Source organism: Nonomuraea sp. NPDC054003, assembly GCF_055585125.1.
Genome location: NZ_JBVJKR010000001.1, coordinates 785,617 through 802,813 on the forward strand (window position 1 = coordinate 785,617; position 17,197 = coordinate 802,813).

The window sequence follows — 17,197 nt, forward strand, 5'->3', positions numbered from 1 at the left end:
GACCGCCGGTCCCGGGATGGCTGTTCATAGGGGGACCCTTGACAGGGATATCCGTTTCACGATGAGATGCTTGAAAACGTATCCACATACGCAACATCTATCGGGGCCATCGCCCTGCGCGAAGGACTGTCATGGCATCCATCGTTTTGACCAACGTCGACAAGATCTACGCCGGTGGCGTCAAGGCTGTGAACGGGCTCAACCTTGAGATCAAGGATGGCGAGTTCATGGTGCTGGTCGGCCCCTCCGGTTGCGGCAAGTCGACCGCCCTCCGGATGATCGCCGGCCTCGAGGACATCAGCGGCGGCGAGATCGCCATCGGCGACAAGGTGGTCAACCACCTGCCGCCGAAGGACCGCGACATCGCGATGGTCTTCCAGAACTACGCGCTCTACCCGCACATGACGGTCGAGGAGAACCTCGCCTTCGGCCTCAAGCTGCGCAAGATGCCCAAGGCCGAGATCCAGCAGCGGGTCCAGGACGCGGCCAAGATGCTCGGCCTCGAGACCTACCTCAAGCGCAAGCCGGCCGCCCTGTCCGGTGGTCAGCGCCAGCGTGTCGCCATGGGCCGCGCCATCGTCCGCGAGCCGCAGGCCTTCCTCATGGACGAGCCGCTGTCCAACCTCGACGCCAAGCTCCGCGTCTCCATGCGCGCCTCGCTCAACCAGATGCACGAGCGCCTCGGCGTCACCACCGTCTACGTCACCCACGACCAGGTCGAGGCCATGACCCTCGGCGACCGCGTCTGCGTGCTCCGCGACGGTCTGCTCCAGCAGGTCGACACCCCGCAGAACCTCTTCGACAAGCCGGTCAACCTGTTCGTCGCCGGATTCATGGGCTCGCCGTCGATGAACTTCGTCAACGCCGAGCTGGTCCGCGACGGCGGCGCCGCCGTGGCCTTCGCCGGCTACAAGCTGCCGATCCCCGAGTCCACGTTCACCGAGAAGCCCGGCCTCGACCAGTACATCGGCAAGAAGCTCATCCTCGGCATCCGCCCGTCCGACTTCGAGGACGCCGCCTCCGCCGGCGCCCACGCCGACAACGGCTGGGCGACGCTGTCCGCCAAGGCGGAGGTCACCGAGGAGCTCGGCTCCGAGATCAACGTGCTGTTCCTGATCGACGCCCCGCCGGTGGAGCACAAGGACACCGTGGCCGCGGCCGACACCGGCGACGACGAGGAGGCCACGCTGCCGCTGGCCGGCGACAAGTCGCTGTGGACCGCCCGGGTCAACGCCCGCAGCCACGTGCGTCACGGCCAGACCATCGACCTGGTCGTCGACACGCACAACCTGCACTTCTTCGACCCGGCCTCCGGCCTGGCCGTCGGCCACCCGGCCAACGTCGGCCGCTGACCGCAGCCGTACTCCGGCTACCGATTCCCGGCCGCGGGCCCGCCCGCGGCCGTCCGGGCCCTCATCGCGACCCCCTCCCGCGAAGAGGGCCCGACCCGTTTCCCGGGTCCGTCAACGGCGGCCGATGCGGGCGGAGACCTCCGCGACCAGGCGGCGCGGCACGAACCTGCCGACCGCGACGACCGCCTTGTAGCGCAGGGAAGGCACCGAGACCCACTTGCCCAGCGCCAGATCGCGCAGCGCCTCGGCGACGAGCTTGTCGGCGTCCAGCCACATGAACCCCGGCATGCCGGACATGTCGATCGAGGCGCGCTGGTGGAACTCCGTCCGCACGAAACCCGGGCAGAGCGCCATGACCTTGACGCCGGGCTCGCTGATCTCGGCCGCGGCGGACTCGCTGAAGTTGGCCACCCAGGCCTTGGACGCGCTGTAGGTGCCGCGGGTGAAGAAGCCCGCCACCGAACCGACGTTGACCACCGCGCCCTTGCCGCGCTTGCGCATCCCCGGCAGCGCCGCCAGGGTCAGCCGCAGCACCGCCTCGCAGTGGACCTTGAGCATCCGCAGCTCGTCCTCCACCGGCGTGTCGAGGAAGTCGTGCCGCTGCGCGAACCCGGCGTTGTTGACCAGCAGATCGACCCCGGCACGGCAGCGCGCCTCCACCAGGGCCAGGCCGTCGTCGGTCGCCAGGTCGGCGGGCAGGACCTCGACCGCGACCCCGTACCTCAGCTCCAGCTGAGCGGCGGCCTCGCCGAGCCGCCGCTCGTCGCGCGCCACCAGGACCAGGGTGAAACCGTCGGCTGCCAGCCGGCGGGCGAAGGCGGCGCCGATGCCGGCCGTGGCGCCGGTGATCAATGCGGTAGGCATGCCAAGAACCCTAACGCGGCGGGGGTGCGCGATCGCTGGAGCCGATCGTTCCGGTTCGTTCGCGGCGGACCGGCGGCGACCGGAGAATCAACATCGACAACCTTTTTCGGGAACCCCCTCGGGCTGGGCGCCGTCATGCGTGCCTTACGGCCCGCTCAGCCCGCCGTAGCTCCGGAAAACGGAGTGGGGAGGGGGTGCAAGTCCGGGTCGCGGAGCCTGACCGGGTTCGGGCTGCTCGCGATGGAGAAGCGGGAGGCCACGTACCCTCCGCATCACGTGGGTAGTGGCGCCGGGTCGCGAAGAGCGCGCGGGGACGGCGCGGCGGTGGCGAAGAGCGCGGTTGGGGCGGGGTGGTGGCGTCGGGCGGTGGTGAGGGCGGTTGGGGCGTGCGAGGATGGGCGGCGTGCGCCTCGCTGTGGCCGTGCTCGCCGTCGTCCTGACCGGCTGCTCCGCCGCGCCGCCGGAAGGAACCCCCGTCCCGCCGTCCGCGTCCGTTCCGGCCGACGCGGAGGCGGTGAGTCCGTCCGCGTCCGTTCCGGCCGACGCGGAGGCGGCGAGTCGGTCCGGTTCGCCCGCGGCGAGTACGCCCGCGCAGGGCGGGCTGCGGTTCACGCGGATCGCCGAGCTGGAGCGGCCGGTGGCGTTCGCCGTCCGGAGCGGGGATCGGCGGCTGTACGTGGCCGAGCAGGGCGGCAGGTTGCGCACCACCGACGGCGACACCATCGTAGACCTGTCCGGAGAGGTGAGCGGCGGCAACGAGCAGGGCCTGCTCGGCGTCGCCTTCCACCCGTCCGGCCGCTGGCTCTACCTCGACTGGACCGACAAGGCCGGCACCACCCACGTCACCGAATGGGCCTACGACGGCGCCCGCGCCACCCGCAGGCGTGACGTGCTGACGCAGGAGCAGCCGTTCGCCAACCACAACGGCGGCCAGCTCGCCTTCGGCCCCGACGGCTACCTCTACATCGCGCTCGGCGACGGCGGCGGCGGTGGCGACCCGGAGGGCAACGGCCAGGACCTGGGCACGCTGCTGGGCAAGATCCTGCGCATCGACCCGCGCGGCGGGAAACCCTACGCGGTGCCGGAGGACAACCCGTTCGTCGGCAAGGAGGGCGCGCGGACCGAGATCTGGGCCTACGGGCTGCGCAACCCGTGGCGGTTCGGCTTCGACCGGGCCAACGGCGACCTGTGGATCGGCGACGTCGGCCAGAACGCGTGGGAGGAGGTCGACTACCAGCCGGCCGGCTCCGAAGGCGGCGAGAACTACGGCTGGAACCTGCGTGAGGGCAGGGAACGCTTCCGCCAGGGCCCGGCCGGGAAGCTGACCGACCCGGTGATCGTCTACCCGCTGAACGAGGGCGGCAACTGCTCGGTGATCGCCGGATTCGTCTACCACGGCGCGAAGATCCCGTGGCTGCGCGGCCAGTTCCTCTACGGCGACTTCTGCGCGGGGTGGATCAGGGCGGCGCCCGTCGACGAGCCGGCACGCGACCGGCGCGTGGGCGAGGTGGAGCAGCTGTCCTCGTTCGGCGAGGACCACGACGGCGAGCTGTACGCGCTCAGCCTGGCCGGCCCCGTCTACCGGATCGATCCCGCCTGACCAGCTCGATCAGGTCCTCGACCTGCTTGCCGAGCCGGGTCCCCCGCGTCCAGCCCGCGTAGTGGGTGAGGAAGACGACGAGCTCCCGCAGCTCGGCCTCGTCCAGGTCGCCCGTGCGCAGCGCCGCGTCGAGCTGCAGCTCCACCTGGTCGTCGATGCCCTGCCCGACGAGCAGGCCGAGCAGGAGCAGGCGGCGTTCTCTGAGGGTGAGCGTCTCCCGCGACCAGAGGTCGGCGAAGGCGCGCTCCGCCGTCATCCCGTACGAGTCGACGATCTCCGTGGCCGGTCCGGCCGGTTCTGTCATCGTGCGCTCCGGTCGCGTGAGGGGGGTGGCTTCATCTTCGGCCACCCACCGCGCGATGACCAAGAGGCCCGGCCGGAAGTCAGACCTGGACGACAGGAAGACCTGTTGATCTGTAACAAGTGAGACCAACGCACGGCCAAGTTTTGGTCAAGATTTCTCATGCCGCGCACGGCTCAGTCGGGAGAAAACGGGCACAACAACTGCGGTGCCTCGTCATGCGGAGGTAATCCCTGGTGAAGACGACGCGGGCGTGGATCGCGCTCATCGCCGCGGCGGCGACCATGTCCGCTTGCGGGCAACCCGAGTTCCACTACGTGCGCGACCGGGACGGCACCACCTACTTCAAGGTGCCGTCCTCCTTCTCCCGGCTCGACGCGTCCCCGCTCGAACGGCTGCTGTCGGACGACCACCCGAGCTCGGCGGCGGCGCGGTTGCGCAGGCAACAGGTCTGGTCGACGGCCTACGACCAGGCGGCCCGGCCCGCCGTGGAGCACCTGTTCGGCTCGCGGTACCCGTTCGTGTACGTGACCGTGCGCAAGCTGACCGACGGGCAGCGCAACGAGATCTCGCTCAACCGGATGCGCGACTTCCTCCTGCCGGTGACCGAGCAGACGCGCACGGCGTACCTGATGTCCGTGCTGCGGGCGGGGCGAGCGCCGGCGTTCAGCCACTTCGAGCCGCTCATGGACAGGGAGCTCACCCTCGGCGACGGGGCCAGGGGGGTCCGGGTCCGCTACAACTACCGGATCGGCGGCGAGATCCAGACGTTCGACCAGACGGTCATCCTCGACGGCCAGGGAACGAGCCTGTCGGTGATGTTCCTCGCGTGCGAGGCGACCTGCTTCACCCGGCGCGCCGCCGAGTTCGACCAGATCGCGGGTTCCTTCAACCTGCTCAGGCTGCCCGGATGAGGGAGCACCCCGTGAAGACCACGCCCCACGCAGGGCTGCGCGCCCCCGGGAGCGGGCCCGCCGACCAGGACGCCGCCACGGCTGAGAGGCGGCGGCTCTGGGACCGGAGCAGGGTCCTGGCCGGCCTGACGGCCGTCTATCTGGTGCTCGCCCTGAAGGTGATGGCGGATCACCCGGGCATCGTGCCGTTCGCCGACGCGGTCCGGGTGGTGGCCAGGGACCATCAGTGGATCTTCTGGCTGCTCGGTGCGGAGGCGGCACGGCAGCTCCACCTCCTGGCCGCCGAGCGCCTGCCGGGCTACCGGCGGTTCTGGCGCCGGCGGGTCTTCGGCGGGTGGGAGCGCTGGTCGCACCGGCGTCTCGACGACTGGACCAGGTTCCGCCTGGCCCGCCTGGCGAAGATCGCTGTCTGGGTGGCGCTGCTGGCCCTGGTGCTCGCGGCGGTGCTCGGCACCGGCCCGGCGGTCGCGCTGTTCGAGGCTCCGGCGCTGCTGTCCCGGGCGCTGCCGCTCGTGTTCCAGATCGCCGTTCCGCTCGTCGTGATCATCGTCGTGTTCGCCGGTCTGCTCTGGTTCCTGTCCAGGGGCGGGGTCGAGACGTACCTCCCCGGCGAGGTCACGACCCGCTTCGCCGACGTGTGGGGGCAGGACCACGTGGTCGAGCGGATCAGGCAGAGCCTCGTCCTCCTGGAGAGACCCGGGGAGATCGAGCGGCGCGGGGGGTACGTGCCGGGCGGCCTGCTGCTGTGGGGGCCGCCGGGCACCGGCAAGACGCTGATCGCCGAGGCCGTCGCGGGAGAGACCGGCAAGCCGTACGTGGTCGTGGACTCGGGCGCGTTCGCCGGCGCGTTCGCGGGCGTCGGCGCCCTGAAGGTCAGGACGCTCTTCAGGAAGCTGCGCAGGCTCGCGCTCCGCTACGGAGGCGTGGTCGTCCTCTTCGACGACGCCGACGCGCTGGGCGGGCGCGGCCGGCCGGGACCGCCCGCCGAGGGCGGCGGCCTCTCCGGCTGCCACGGACCGGACTACCTGTCGGAGGAGAGCCGCTCGGTGCTCGCCTTCCCCGGCGAGCCCCTCGGCGGAGGCGGCGGCGACGCCTGCACGCAGCGGGCGCTCCTCACCGAGCTGTCCGGGCTGAAGGAGCCGCGCGGGCTCTTCAACCGGACGGTCAGGCGGCTGCTCGGGATGCGGCCCAAGCCGCCGCCCCCGTACCGCGTCCTCGTCATCCTGGCCACCGAGCGGCCGGACGCGCTGGACCGGGCGCTGCTGAGGCCCGGGCGCGTCGACCGCGTCCACCGGGTCGGCCACCCGTCCAGGGCCGGGCGGCTCCGCACCTACCAGGGCTACTTCGCCGAGGTGGCGCACGAGCTGACCGCGGAACAGATCGGCAGGCTCGCCGCCATCACCCCGTACGCGACCGGCGCCACCATCAAGGACCTGGTCAACGAGTCGCTGATCAGCGCCGTGCGCGACGGGCGGGAGACCATCACCTGGCCGGACGTGCTGCGCGCCAGGCGGCAGCGGCTCGGCCCGGACGAGCACGTCGAGCGCGAGCGCCACGCCGTGGCCGTGCACGAGGCCTGTCACGCGGTGGTCGCGTACGTGACGCGCTCCCACCAGGAGATCGGCCTCGCCACCATCGAGAAGGGCGCCGGCGACCTCGGCCCGTCGAACGGGTCCACCCGCTGGAAGTCGGAGTACGAGGCGGACATCATGGTCTCGCTCGCCTCCCTGGCGGGGGAGCGGATGTTCTTCGGCGAGGACAGCTCGTCGGGCGTCCGCGACGACCTGCACGCGGCGACCTGCCTGAGCGCGCTCATGGAGTCGTCCTGGGGGATGGGCTCGGGCGTCACCTCGCTGCCCGCCCTCCGGGAGCTGGGGATCAGCGGCGGGCGACCCGGCGTGCTGGGGGAGCGGGTCGAGGACAACCTGGCGCGGCTGCTGGCCAAGACCGGGGACCTGCTCGCGGAGCACCGCCGGGACGTGCTGTGCCTGGCGCACGCCCTGGAGACGCACCGGACGCTGGACGGCGACGACGTGGTGGCGATCCTCCGGCGGCGGCGGGGGCCGGTCGTCGACGGCACGATGTACGCCTCCGACGAGTTCTACCGGGACCTGGAGGAGTACCACGCGGAGGCCGCCCTGGCGCACCGCGAACACCGCCCGGTGGCGCGCGACCTGCCCGGCGCGGCGGAGACCGTCACCCCCGTCCCACCAGGCGACGGCTCCACGGTGCCGGCCCCGGAAACGGCGACCCCCCTCGCCTTCGCGGTCCCCGGCACGGATCCCGACTGGATCGGCGCCCCCGGCACGGCCCCGGCCTGGCCGGGAGCCCCCGGCACGGCCCCGGCCTGGCCGGGAGCCCCCGGCACGGCCCCCGCCTGGCCCGGCGCCTCCGGCGGCGACACCCCCGGGTCGGATCCCGCCTGGCCCGCGGCGCACGCCGGGGTCGGTGCGTCGCCTCCGGATGCTGGCTGGTCCGGCGCGTCTCCTGTGGTGAGAAGTCCGGCGCCCCTTTCCCTCGCCGCAGGTGAGGGTGATGAAGGGCGGCCCGAGATCGTGCCGTGGGGGTCGGAGCAGCAGCCGCCACCGCCGAGGGCAGTGCCGCTGATCGTGGACGACACGGTCGAGCAGCCGCCGCCGCGGAGTCGTACCGGACGGTTGTGGGTGGTCGCGGCCAGCCTGTTCATGCTCGTCGGGCTGGCGATCATCCTCGCGCTCGCGCTGACCGGCGTGCTGACCGCAGGCCCAGCCTCGGGGACGGAGACCGGCGCGGCCGCCGCCCCCGGCCCCGCGCCGGGCATCGCCTCGCCGTGGCTGCTGATCTCGCTCTTCGTGGTGGTGGTCGCGGTGGTCGTCGGCGTCGGGCTCACCACCGTGGCCGTCAAAGGCGTCCGGGTGGCCCAGGCCAAGGCGGAACGGGACCGGGACGAGGCGCACGCCCGCGCCCAGCTCCTGGCGGCGGCGCTGGACCCGGACACCGCGATGCGGCTGCTCGGCTACGACGGGAACGGACGGCGCGAGCTCGGCCCGGAATACCGCCTCACGCCGGGTGACAAGAAGCGACGGCCTTAACACGGCGTTCACATAAGGGCAAAAACCGGGAAACGGCGGTCCATAAGACTCGGCGTGGCTGATGAACATGGGAAAGGGACCCGCTGTGAGCTACAAGGCTGAGTACATCTGGATCGACGGCACCGAGCCCACCGCTCTGCTGCGCTCGAAGACCAAGATCCTCGCCGACGGGGCCGAGCCTCCGGTCTGGGGCTTCGACGGCTCCAGCACCAACCAGGCGAAGGGCTTCAAGTCGGACCTCGTGCTCCGCCCCGTGCTCACCTGCCCCGACCCGATCCGCGGCGGCGACCACGTGCTCGTGTTGTGCGAGGTCGAGGAGGTCAGCGGCGACCCGCACAAGAGCAACACCCGCGCCCAGCTCCGCCCGGTGGCCGAGCAGTTCGCCGAGCAGGACTCGTGGTTCGGCATCGAGCAGGAGTACACGTTCTTCAAGGGCAGCCGCCCGCTCGGCTTCCCCGAGGGCGGCTTCCCCGCCCCGCAGGGCCACTACTACTGCGGCGTCGGCGCCGAGGCCGTGTTCGGCCGTGAGATCGTCGAACTCCACCTCGACCGCTGCCTCGCCGCCGGGCTGAAGGTGTCCGGCATCAACGCCGAGGTCATGCCCGGCCAGTGGGAGTTCCAGATCGGCCCCGCCGGTCCGCTGGAGGTCGGCGACCACCTGTGGATCGCCCGCTGGCTGCTCTACCGCACCGCCGAGGAGTTCGGCGTGGAGGCCACGCTCGACGCCAAGCCCGCCCGCGGCGACTGGAACGGCGCCGGCGCGCACACCAACTTCTCCACCAAGGCCATGCGCGAGGGCTACGACGCGATCATCACCGCCTGCGAGGCCCTCGGCGACGGCGACAAGCCGATGGAGCACGTCAGGCACTACGGCGCCGACATCGAGAGCCGCCTGACCGGCGCGCACGAGACCGCCCCGTGGAACAGGTACACCTACGGCGTCTCCGACCGCGGCGCGTCCGTCCGCATCCCGTGGCAGGTCGAGGTCGACAAGAAGGGCTACATCGAGGACCGCCGCCCGAACGCCAACGTCGACCCGTACGTGGTCGCCCGCCTCCTGGTCGACACCTGCTGCACCGCCCTGGAGAAGGCCGGCCAGGTCTGACCCGGGTTCGAGGAGGGGAGAGAACGCGGGCACCCCTGAGGCCCGCGTTCTCCTCTTCAGCGCAGCCGGGACTGGTAGACGCGCCGCGCCTCCTCCAGCACCTCCAGGCCGTCCTCGTCGACCCGGTCCCTGATCTGCTTCTCCAGCAGGTCGAGCCAGCGCAGGCAGAACGTCACGTCCTCCTCCCTGGCCACCCGCCGGTGGCACACGTCCAGGTGGACCGGGCTGGTGTGGGCGAGCACCCGCCCGCGGCCCTCGGCGACCGCGACCACGTACGTCGGCCACACCACGGACAGGCGCGCGGCCAGCTCGCCGGGCGGCCCCGACGCCAGCTCGCCGTCGGCCGTCAGCAGCCGCACCCGCTCCGCCCCGTCGCCTAGCACCCGCGCCGACACCCGGACCGTCTCGCCCGGCGCGAGGTCCAGCGTGTCGCCCGGGCCCCGGCCGTCCACCTCCAGCTCCAGGAACGGGCCGGTGGTGACGAACGTGCGGCCCCGCCGCACCGCCTCCGCGTACGCGCCGGCGGTCAGCCGTCCCTCGACGCGCGCGTACGTGCGTTCGCGCCCGATCGGGCCCAGCCGGTGCGTGCGGCCGCCCGTCGCCGCGACCCGGTTGCCCGCGCCGATCAGCCGGCGGTACGCGCAGGGCGAGCCGATCACCGACGGGAAGCCGTCGACCAGCCCCAGCGCCGCGTCCACCACGGCCAGCCGCGCGTCGAACCCCGGATCGCCGCCGCTCATCAGCTGGTCGGCCGTCTCCGCCGGCCCGCAGCAGGAGTTCGCGTAACACACCAGCGTGCCCCGGCGGTGCAGCTCGCACAGCGCGACGGTGGACAGCGGCCACGAGTCCAGGCCCAGCACCTGGTGGACCAGGTCCACCCGGGCCAGGTGCGCGCCGTCCGACCACGGCAGGTCGCGGCCCGACCACCGCGCCAGCGTGTCGCCGTCGCCGGGCGGCACGTTGACGACGTGCAGGTCCTCGCCGTGCTGGGCGGAGGCCACCCACCGGGGCGGCCGGTTCAGCGGCACGTGCAGGTCGGCGCCGTACCAGCCGCGCGCCGCCGCGTCGTACAGGCGGGGCGGGGCCAGCTCCACCAGCGTCTCTCCTTCGCCCGGCAGCAGCGTGGTCTCCGCGCACCCGTGCTCCACGCCTCGCGCCGCCCGGACCTGGACCGGCTCGCGGGGCACCGGCAGGACGAGATCGTCGCCGTGGAAGTACGGCAGGCCGTCGAGATCGCGCGCCGGGGGCGTGCCGGGCGGGCACCAGCCGCGCCCGTCGAGGGTGCGGACGCTCCAGCGGCATGGGACGCCGGCCCGCAGGCGGAGGACCGGCTGACCAGGTAATGGTCTCGGATAGTCACGCATCGGCTTCTCCCCGTGATCGAAGGCGCCGTCATCGTGACACGGCCATCACCCGCCGGGAAGGGCCCCCTTCTCGGCGGGGTGGCTTCTTTTACACCCGGTATGAAGGAACTAGAGCCGGAACCCGTGATCGGGAGTAATCTCCGCCACGTCCATCTGCGCCTTCTGCAGGCGGCCGGAGTGATCCCAGTTCATCGACTGCCAGCGGGTGAACTGGTCGAGCACCCACATCCCCGACTGGCGGCTGCCGTTGCCCGACTTGCCGTTGCCGCCGAACGGCAGGTGCGCCTCGGCCCCGGACGTGGAGTTGTTGATGCTGACCATGCCCGCCGAGACACCCTCGCGGAAGGCGAACGCGTGCTTCGGATTCGTCGTGTAGATCGAGCTGGACAGGCCGTATCCCGGCCGGTTGGCCAGCTCGACCGCCTCGGCCATGGTCGAGAACGTGGTGACGCCGACGATCGGGCCGAACGTCTCCTCGAGGAAGATCCGGTCGTCCGGCCGGACCCCGTCGACCACCACCGGGTGGTAGTAGAGCCCGCCCTCGCCGGTGAAGCCCTCGCGCGGGTTGTCCTCGGTGATCCGCCCCGTCGGGCCCGAGACGACCCGGTGGTGGGGCTGGATCCAGGTCAGGTACTCCTCGTACCGGTCGGCGAACTTCCGGTCGAGCAACGGGCCCGCCAGCACGTCCTCGCGCGGGTCGCCGACGCGGGCCGCCTTCAGCGCCCGTACGAAACGGTCGGTGAAGTCCTGGTGGACGCTCTCGTGCACGATGGCCGTGCCCAGGCTCGTGCAGCGCTGGCCGGCCGTGCCGAACCCGGCGAACAGCGCGCCCTCCACCGCCAGGTCCAGGTCGGCGTCCGGCATGATCACCATCGGGTTCTTGCCGCCCAGCTCCAGGCAGGGCGACTGCAGGTGACGCCCCGCCAGCTCGCCGATCTTCCTGCCGACCTCGCTCGAACCGGTGAACCCGATCTTGTCGACCGTGCCCTCGGTGAGCGCCCGCTCCAGGCCCTCGAAGGTCTGCGCGCCGTCGGCGAAGACCACGTTCAGCACGCCGTCGGGCAGCCCGGCGGCCGCGAACAGCCGGTACATCGCGTGCGCCGACGCGGCGGCGTACTCGGCCGGCTTCCACACCACCGCGTTGCCGCACAGCAGGGCCGGCACCAGGTACCACGACGGGACCGCCACCGGGAAGTTGCCCGCCGTGATCACCGTGGCCACGCCGACCGGGTTGCGGAAGGTGAACAGGTTCTTGTCCGGCATCTCCGACGGGACCGTCTGGCCGTACAGCCTGCGCCCCTCGCCCAGGAAGAAGTCGCACGTGTCGACGATCTCCCGCACCTCGCCGAGCGCCTCCGCGTACGGCTTGCCGATCTCCTCGGTCACCAGCGCGGCCAGGCTCTCCGCGTTGGCCTCCACCAGCCGGCCGATCGACGCGATCACCCGGCCGCGCACCGGAGCCGGCACCTTCGCCCACTCCCGCTGGGCGTCCTTGGCGGTACGGCAGGCGGCGGCGAACGTGCCGGCGTCGGCCAGCCCCACCCGGGCCACCGCCTCGTCGAGCCGCGCGGGGTTGGCAGACGTGTACGTGTCCGAGCCGGCGGCATCTTTGCCACCCACGACGGAAACAATCTGACGGGTCACCGGTGCCCTCCTCGTAGCTTCTCCGGACAGACAATCATCTCCCCGGAAAATCCCCAACCCACGAGGGACAACCTCCCAAGCGCGGTGTCACCGGTGTGCCGGTTCTGCGCCGCCGCGACGGGCGCGATCGCCTGAGCTTCGGCGAACTGCGCGGCGTCAACGTCGCTGACGCCCAGGTGCCGGATCAGCCCTTCCGCGCGGAGCTCGGCCACCACCGCGAACCGTTCGGCGATCGACTCGCCCATCCCGCCGACCCGCAGATATGCCAGGTCGAGCCGGTCCAGGCCGAGAGAGCGCAGATCCGCCTCGACCAGGCCGCGCAACTGATCAGGCGTCGCCTGCTCGCTCGGTACACCGTTGGGTCCGCGCAGCGGCTCGGCCGTAGAAGCCCGCCGTGTCGATGTGGTTCACGCCCAGCTCCACGGCGCGACGCAGTGAACAGCCTGCCCGGGCATCTGAGGCAATCGGCTGTTGCGCGAACAGCAGCAGCCGACCGACAAGGCTCGCCGAGCCCGGTGTCTCGTCCTCGGCTGCCGTGAGAGTGCTCTCGCGCGAGCTTGAGGAAGAGCAGAGCATTGGAGGTGGCTCAAGGGGAGAACCTGGAACTGCGCCGCCGCCTTGAGCTTCCTGCGCCGTCGCTGCCGGGATCCGTTGTTCAAATACTCCGGTCGAGCCAGTTCAGTACGTTGGCGTAGGCAGCAGGAGCGCGACGGTGCAGGTTGATCGCGTGGCCGACGTCGTCCAGCACCACGGCATCCACTCGGGGCGCGGCCGGGTAGAGCGGCCGTTCGTCCGCCGCGAGAGCAGCCGGCGAGGTGCAGTCGTTGGCGTCGGCGGCGCAGACCAGCCGGTCCCGGTTGCCGACGACGAACAGCACCGGCACGCGAATCGCCTCTGTCACGCCGGGTGCGCCGGCATCGCCGAGCGAGAAGATCTCGCTCATCGTATTCGTTTCTTTCCTGGCGCTGTCGCGCGCGATGACCTGAGGGTCGGCGCCCGGCACGTAGTACATGACCGCGGGCCGCTGCTCGTCCTTGACCGTCACGTAGCCGTCGTCACCCGGAGGAACCTGCGCGGCCAACCGTGGAACCTCGCTCACCGGCTGGCCGTACCGTCCGGCAAGCTGCGCACCGCTCGGCGACACACGGTGCGCGTTGCCCGTCAGGATCAGCGCGTCCGCGGCCTGGAAGCGCGAGGCGGCGAACTTCGCCACTTCAGAGCCGAAAGAGTGCCCGACGAGCACCACATCGGCGAACGCCCGAGGGCCCACCTTGCCCGTCCGCAGCGCCGCCACCACCTGTGCGATGGTCAGCGCGTTGGACTGCAACGTCACCTCCTTGCTCGCCGGGTGTGAACTGCGTCCGACTCCGATGCGGTCCAGGTTGAACGTCGCGTAACCGGTCTGGTTCGCCCGCTTGACGTAGGAGTACCGGTGGGCGCGGAAGGGGAAATCCCAGTAGACATGGCTGTAGTTCAGGCCATGGATCAGGACCTGGACCGTTGAGGCGGCACGGCCCGCAGGCGTGCACAGTCGCCCCCAGATGTGATAGCTCCGTGGCTGGCCAGCGGCGATCGACACGGGTACGGTGACGTCCCGGCAGCGCGCGGTGGGCGTGGACGTGTCGGCGCCGGCTGGGGCAGCGGTCACCAGACCAGCCAGCAGGCCGGCCGCGGTGGCCGCGAGAAGGATGCGGTGGAGCACAAGGGTCCCTTTCGCGGGAAGAGGGGTCACGGTCGCAGGACCGTCTTTCCGGTGGTGGCGCGCGATTGCAGAGCGAGGTGCGCGGCGGCGGCGTCCGCCAGGGCGAACCGCCGGCCGATCACGGGGATGAGTCGCTTGCTGATCAGCGCTTCCATGGCGCTGAGCTCCAACGCCCGGGTGCCTCCTGGGCGCTGAAGGATTCGGGCCCCGACGGCGGAGGCGGCGCTGATCCCCCGGGCGAACAGGTCGTGGGCCGACAACTCGGTCAGGGATCCCGAAGCGGAACCGAACATCACCAGGCGTCCGGCCACCTCGAGCAGTTCCAGCGCGTCCCGGCCGATCTGGCTCCCGACTCCGTCGAGGACCAGCGTCACCGGCCTGCCCGCCAACGCCTCGCGCACAGCGTCGGGCCAGCCGGGCCGGTTGTAGTCGATGGCGTGGTCGGCGCCCAGCCCGCGGATGAGCGCCACCTTGTCGGGGCCGCCCGCGACGCCGACGACCGTCGCGCCGACGGCCAACGCTGCCTGGAGCAGCAGGGTTCCGATTCCTCCGGCGGCTGCGGTGACCAGGACGACATCGCCGGCGACCGGGCTCGCGAGTTCGAGGATCGCCATGGTCGTCCGGCCGGTGCCGATCATGGCCACGGCGGAGTCGGCGTCGACGTCGTCAGGCAGGACGTGGAGGGCCGCCGACGGGGCCAGCGCGAGCTCGGCGTACCCGCCACTGGCCAAGCCGAGGTCGGCGACGACGCGTCGGCCGATGAGGTGCGCGTCCGCGCCGGTGCCTATCTCGTCGACGAGTCCGGCGACCTCCCGGCCCGGAGTCATGGGCAGGCGGGGTGCGACCCGCGGCCCGCCTCCTCCTTGGCGGATGACCGTGTCCAGGAGATGAACACCGGCCGACTCGACCCGGATCCGCACCTCACCGTCGGCGGGATGGGGATCGGGCACCTCCTCCAACCGGAGTTCCCCGGGGCCGCCGAACGCGTGCTGCCTGATCGCTCGCATCGTGCTCAGCCCTCGCCGCGCAGGTTGTGCTTGACCAGCCAGGCGAGCAGCGAGGCGGCGATGGCCTCGGGCTGATCCTCGGGGGTGTGATGGCCGGCGGGCCCGTGCGTCACGATCTCCAGGGCGGACACGTGGGCGGCGCACCAGTCGATGGTCTCCTTGCCCATCATCGTGCCCGGTCCGGGCTCGAAGGTGAGCAGGAGCTTGGGCACCTCCGCGCTGTCGGCCAGCCACTCGTCGTAGGCGGCGACCCTGGCCACGACGTCGGCCGGCTCCCCCTCCAGGGGCATCGCCCGCGGCCACTGCAGCAGCGGCAGCCGGCTCTGCCTGGTCGGGTAGGGGCGGCGGTAGACCTCGTGGTCCTCCTCGCTCAGCCCGCCGGCGATGGTGGCAGGAAGCGCCTTTTCGATGAACGCGTTCTGGTCCAGGACCATGGCCTCGCCCACACCGGGCGTGCGCATGGACTCGAACAGCGGGCGGGCACCGGTGGGGAAGTCTGCCCAGGACATCGGCCTGACGATCGTCTCAGTGAACGCGATGCCCCGGACCCGTCCGGGATTGCGGGCGGCCCAGTCGAAGGCCAGGGCGCCGCCCCAGTCGTGACCGACCAGCACGACCTGATCGAGACCGAGCGCGTCGAACCACGCGTCGAGGTAGCGGGCGTGATCGTGGAAGGTGTAGGCGATGTCGGGCTTGCCCGACTCGCCCATGCCGATGAGGTCGGGTGCCAGGCACCGGCCGTACTGGCTGACGGTGGGCAAGATGTGCCGCCACAGGTAGGACGAGGTGGGGTTGCCGTGCAGGAAGACCATCGGCGTCCCCGCGCCGGCCTCCCGGTAGAAGATCGTGGAATCAAGAACATGGGCAGCGGGCATGGCAGGTCTCTCTGCGAAGATGGCATACTAGACAGGTACCTGACCATACTAGAACTAGACAGGTGGCTGTCAATATGAGCCGAGATCCGTCCGCCAAGCGCCTGCGGCTCGCCCTCCTCCTGCGCCTCCTCCACCGCGAATACGCCCATGACATCGAGGCGTCCCTCGCGGAGGCGGGCTTCGGCGACATTCGCTCGGGGGATGCCAAGGTCTTCCCGTTCGTCCCGCCCGAGGGAATAGCGATACGCGAGCTCGCCGTCCAGGCCGGCGTGCGCAAGCAGACCATGGCACAGTCGGTCGACCAGCTCGAACGTGCCGGTTATCTGGAACGCCGCACGAATCCCCGCGATGGCCGGTCACGGTTGATCGTCCTCACGGAACGGGGAAGGGCGGTACGGCCGCTGGCGGCGGGCATGGGAGACAGGATCGAACAGCGGTGGGCCGAACTGACCAGTCCCGAGGAGTTCGAGACCCTCCGCGGCCTCCTGCACCGCCTGCTGGACCGCATCGGCCAGGCGGACCCCGACGCGGCCGCCCGCTTGACGTCGCTCGACCACAGTCATCTCGACTGACCCCCAACCGTGCACGGTACGGCGGGTGTCGTGCGGGCGCAGGGTGCGCGCTGATGTCTGCCCTTGTCAGTGGGGCGGTCCTGTTCGCGCACGCCATGGTCTGGCCGGACCGGCTCCGAACCGCCTCTGTGAGCTCCGGCGGCTGAGCCGGTACGGGCTCGGGTGCTTCAGGTGCAGGTGATGGCGATCGGCGTGGTGGCGACGCGCTGGGAGAAGTCGGGCGCCCCGCCGTCCAGGTTGGCGAAGCCGTAACCCATGACGTGGTAGTTCCCCGGCACGCAGGACACCATGTTGAGCTTGTAGACGTAGGCGAGGTTGTACTGGTAGATCTCGGCGTAGTTCAGGAAGGTGCCGTCCCGGTACAGGGAGAGGTAGCCGCCGATGAACGAGACCTTCTGGTTGCACGAGACCTCGACGTAGGCGTACACGTTCGTCGTGTACAACTGGGTCGGGTTGGTGATGGTGATGGTGCAGCTCAGGGCCGAGGCGCCGGCCGCGTTCGCCGCCTGGGCGGGTGACACGCCGAGCGCCAGGGCGGCTGCCGCGCCGAGTGCGAGGGCGCGCCTTGCACGGTGAGGTTTCAAGAAGTCATCTCTCCCTACTGCCTCTGGGGTGGGGGGTTCTTGGGCGAGAGTCACACGACGACCGCGGGTCCGGACAGGCCCATTTCGGGTGGTGACCGGCGCCCTGGTGGTCGTATCGCGGCTTCCGGGCGGCCCGTATCCGCCGGACGACGTCGCCCGGCGGATCAACCGGCCGGTCGCGGGCCTCGTGACGGGGAGCGACGGTGTCGTCGCGGTCGCGTCCGCGCGGCGGTGCGGGTGAA

15 protein-coding genes are annotated in these 17,197 nt (G+C 71.3%); 6 read left to right on the top strand and 9 right to left on the bottom strand.

Going from position 1 to position 17,197, the window contains the following annotated elements:
• Nucleotides 1-131: 131 nt before the first annotated feature.
• The gene (locus tag ACZ6YG_RS03320; RefSeq protein WP_148030511.1) at nt 132-1,352 is read left to right on the top strand and encodes an ABC transporter ATP-binding protein; all 1,221 of its coding nucleotides are present in this window, start codon (nt 132-134) and stop codon (nt 1,350-1,352) included.
• 111 nt (nt 1,353-1,463) lie between these two features.
• Here the strand turns inward: ACZ6YG_RS03320 and ACZ6YG_RS03325 are convergent, their stop codons facing one another.
• Nucleotides 1,464-2,216: an SDR family NAD(P)-dependent oxidoreductase gene (locus tag ACZ6YG_RS03325; RefSeq protein ID WP_219545359.1), complete on the bottom strand. Its 753-nt coding sequence runs from the start codon at nt 2,214-2,216 to the stop codon at nt 1,464-1,466.
• A 403-nt stretch (nt 2,217-2,619) separates the two neighbouring features.
• Between ACZ6YG_RS03325 and ACZ6YG_RS03330 the strand changes: the two genes are divergently transcribed.
• The gene (locus ACZ6YG_RS03330) at nt 2,620-3,816 is read left to right on the top strand and encodes a PQQ-dependent sugar dehydrogenase (protein ID WP_466017088.1); all 1,197 of its coding nucleotides are present in this window, start codon (nt 2,620-2,622) and stop codon (nt 3,814-3,816) included.
• On the opposite strand, the gene ACZ6YG_RS03335 is transcribed toward ACZ6YG_RS03330, so the two are convergent.
• Entirely contained in the window at nt 3,776-4,120 is a 345-nt protein-coding gene (locus ACZ6YG_RS03335) for a carboxymuconolactone decarboxylase family protein (RefSeq protein ID WP_148030513.1), read from the bottom strand. The two genes, ACZ6YG_RS03330 and ACZ6YG_RS03335, sit on opposite strands and share 41 nt — an antisense overlap.
• Nucleotides 4,121-4,353: 233 nt before the next feature.
• On the opposite strand from ACZ6YG_RS03335, the gene ACZ6YG_RS03340 reads away from it, so the two are divergent.
• From ACZ6YG_RS03340 to glnII, 3 genes are all read left to right on the top strand, one after another.
• The gene (locus ACZ6YG_RS03340; protein WP_466017089.1) at nt 4,354-5,031 is read left to right on the top strand and encodes a hypothetical protein; all 678 of its coding nucleotides are present in this window, start codon (nt 4,354-4,356) and stop codon (nt 5,029-5,031) included.
• 11 nt (nt 5,032-5,042) lie between these two features.
• Nucleotides 5,043-8,102, top strand: a complete 3,060-nt coding sequence (locus ACZ6YG_RS03345; protein WP_466017090.1) for an AAA family ATPase — start codon at nt 5,043-5,045, stop codon at nt 8,100-8,102.
• 85 nt (nt 8,103-8,187) lie between these two features.
• Nucleotides 8,188-9,207 carry a glutamine synthetase gene (glnII, locus tag ACZ6YG_RS03350; RefSeq protein ID WP_148030515.1) on the top strand — a complete coding sequence of 340 codons (1,020 nt, stop codon included), beginning with the start codon at nt 8,188-8,190 and terminating at the stop codon, nt 9,205-9,207.
• Nucleotides 9,208-9,263: 56 nt separating this feature from the next.
• On the opposite strand, the gene ACZ6YG_RS03355 is transcribed toward glnII, so the two are convergent.
• The 6 genes from ACZ6YG_RS03355 to ACZ6YG_RS03380 form a co-directional block, all read right to left on the bottom strand.
• Nucleotides 9,264-10,571, bottom strand: coding sequence for a CehA/McbA family metallohydrolase (locus ACZ6YG_RS03355; protein WP_466017091.1), 1,308 nt, complete (start codon nt 10,569-10,571; stop codon nt 9,264-9,266).
• A 108-nt stretch (nt 10,572-10,679) separates the two neighbouring features.
• Nucleotides 10,680-12,191, bottom strand: coding sequence for an aldehyde dehydrogenase family protein (locus ACZ6YG_RS03360; RefSeq protein ID WP_261808426.1), 1,512 nt, complete (start codon nt 12,189-12,191; stop codon nt 10,680-10,682).
• A 20-nt stretch (nt 12,192-12,211) separates the two neighbouring features.
• Nucleotides 12,212-12,538: an aldo/keto reductase gene (locus ACZ6YG_RS03365; RefSeq protein WP_466017092.1), complete on the bottom strand. Its 327-nt coding sequence runs from the start codon at nt 12,536-12,538 to the stop codon at nt 12,212-12,214.
• 332 nt (nt 12,539-12,870) lie between these two features.
• A complete protein-coding gene (locus ACZ6YG_RS03370; protein ID WP_466017093.1) occupies nt 12,871-13,917 on the bottom strand; it encodes an alpha/beta hydrolase in 1,047 nt (348 codons plus the stop codon).
• Nucleotides 13,918-13,943: 26 nt separating this feature from the next.
• Complete coding sequence (locus ACZ6YG_RS03375) at nt 13,944-14,924, bottom strand: zinc-binding dehydrogenase (protein WP_466017094.1); 981 nt, start codon at nt 14,922-14,924, stop codon at nt 13,944-13,946.
• 5 nt (nt 14,925-14,929) lie between these two features.
• On the bottom strand, nt 14,930-15,799 hold the full coding sequence (locus ACZ6YG_RS03380; protein WP_148030520.1) for a haloalkane dehalogenase: 870 nt from the start codon (nt 15,797-15,799) through the stop codon (nt 14,930-14,932).
• 74 nt (nt 15,800-15,873) lie between these two features.
• Between ACZ6YG_RS03380 and ACZ6YG_RS03385 the strand changes: the two genes are divergently transcribed.
• Nucleotides 15,874-16,371, top strand: a complete 498-nt coding sequence (locus tag ACZ6YG_RS03385) for a MarR family winged helix-turn-helix transcriptional regulator (protein WP_148030521.1) — start codon at nt 15,874-15,876, stop codon at nt 16,369-16,371.
• A 167-nt stretch (nt 16,372-16,538) separates the two neighbouring features.
• Here the strand turns inward: ACZ6YG_RS03385 and ACZ6YG_RS03390 are convergent, their stop codons facing one another.
• Nucleotides 16,539-16,955 carry a hypothetical protein gene (locus tag ACZ6YG_RS03390; RefSeq protein ID WP_148030522.1) on the bottom strand — a complete coding sequence of 139 codons (417 nt, stop codon included), beginning with the start codon at nt 16,953-16,955 and terminating at the stop codon, nt 16,539-16,541.
• Nucleotides 16,956-17,197: the final 242 nt, after the last annotated feature.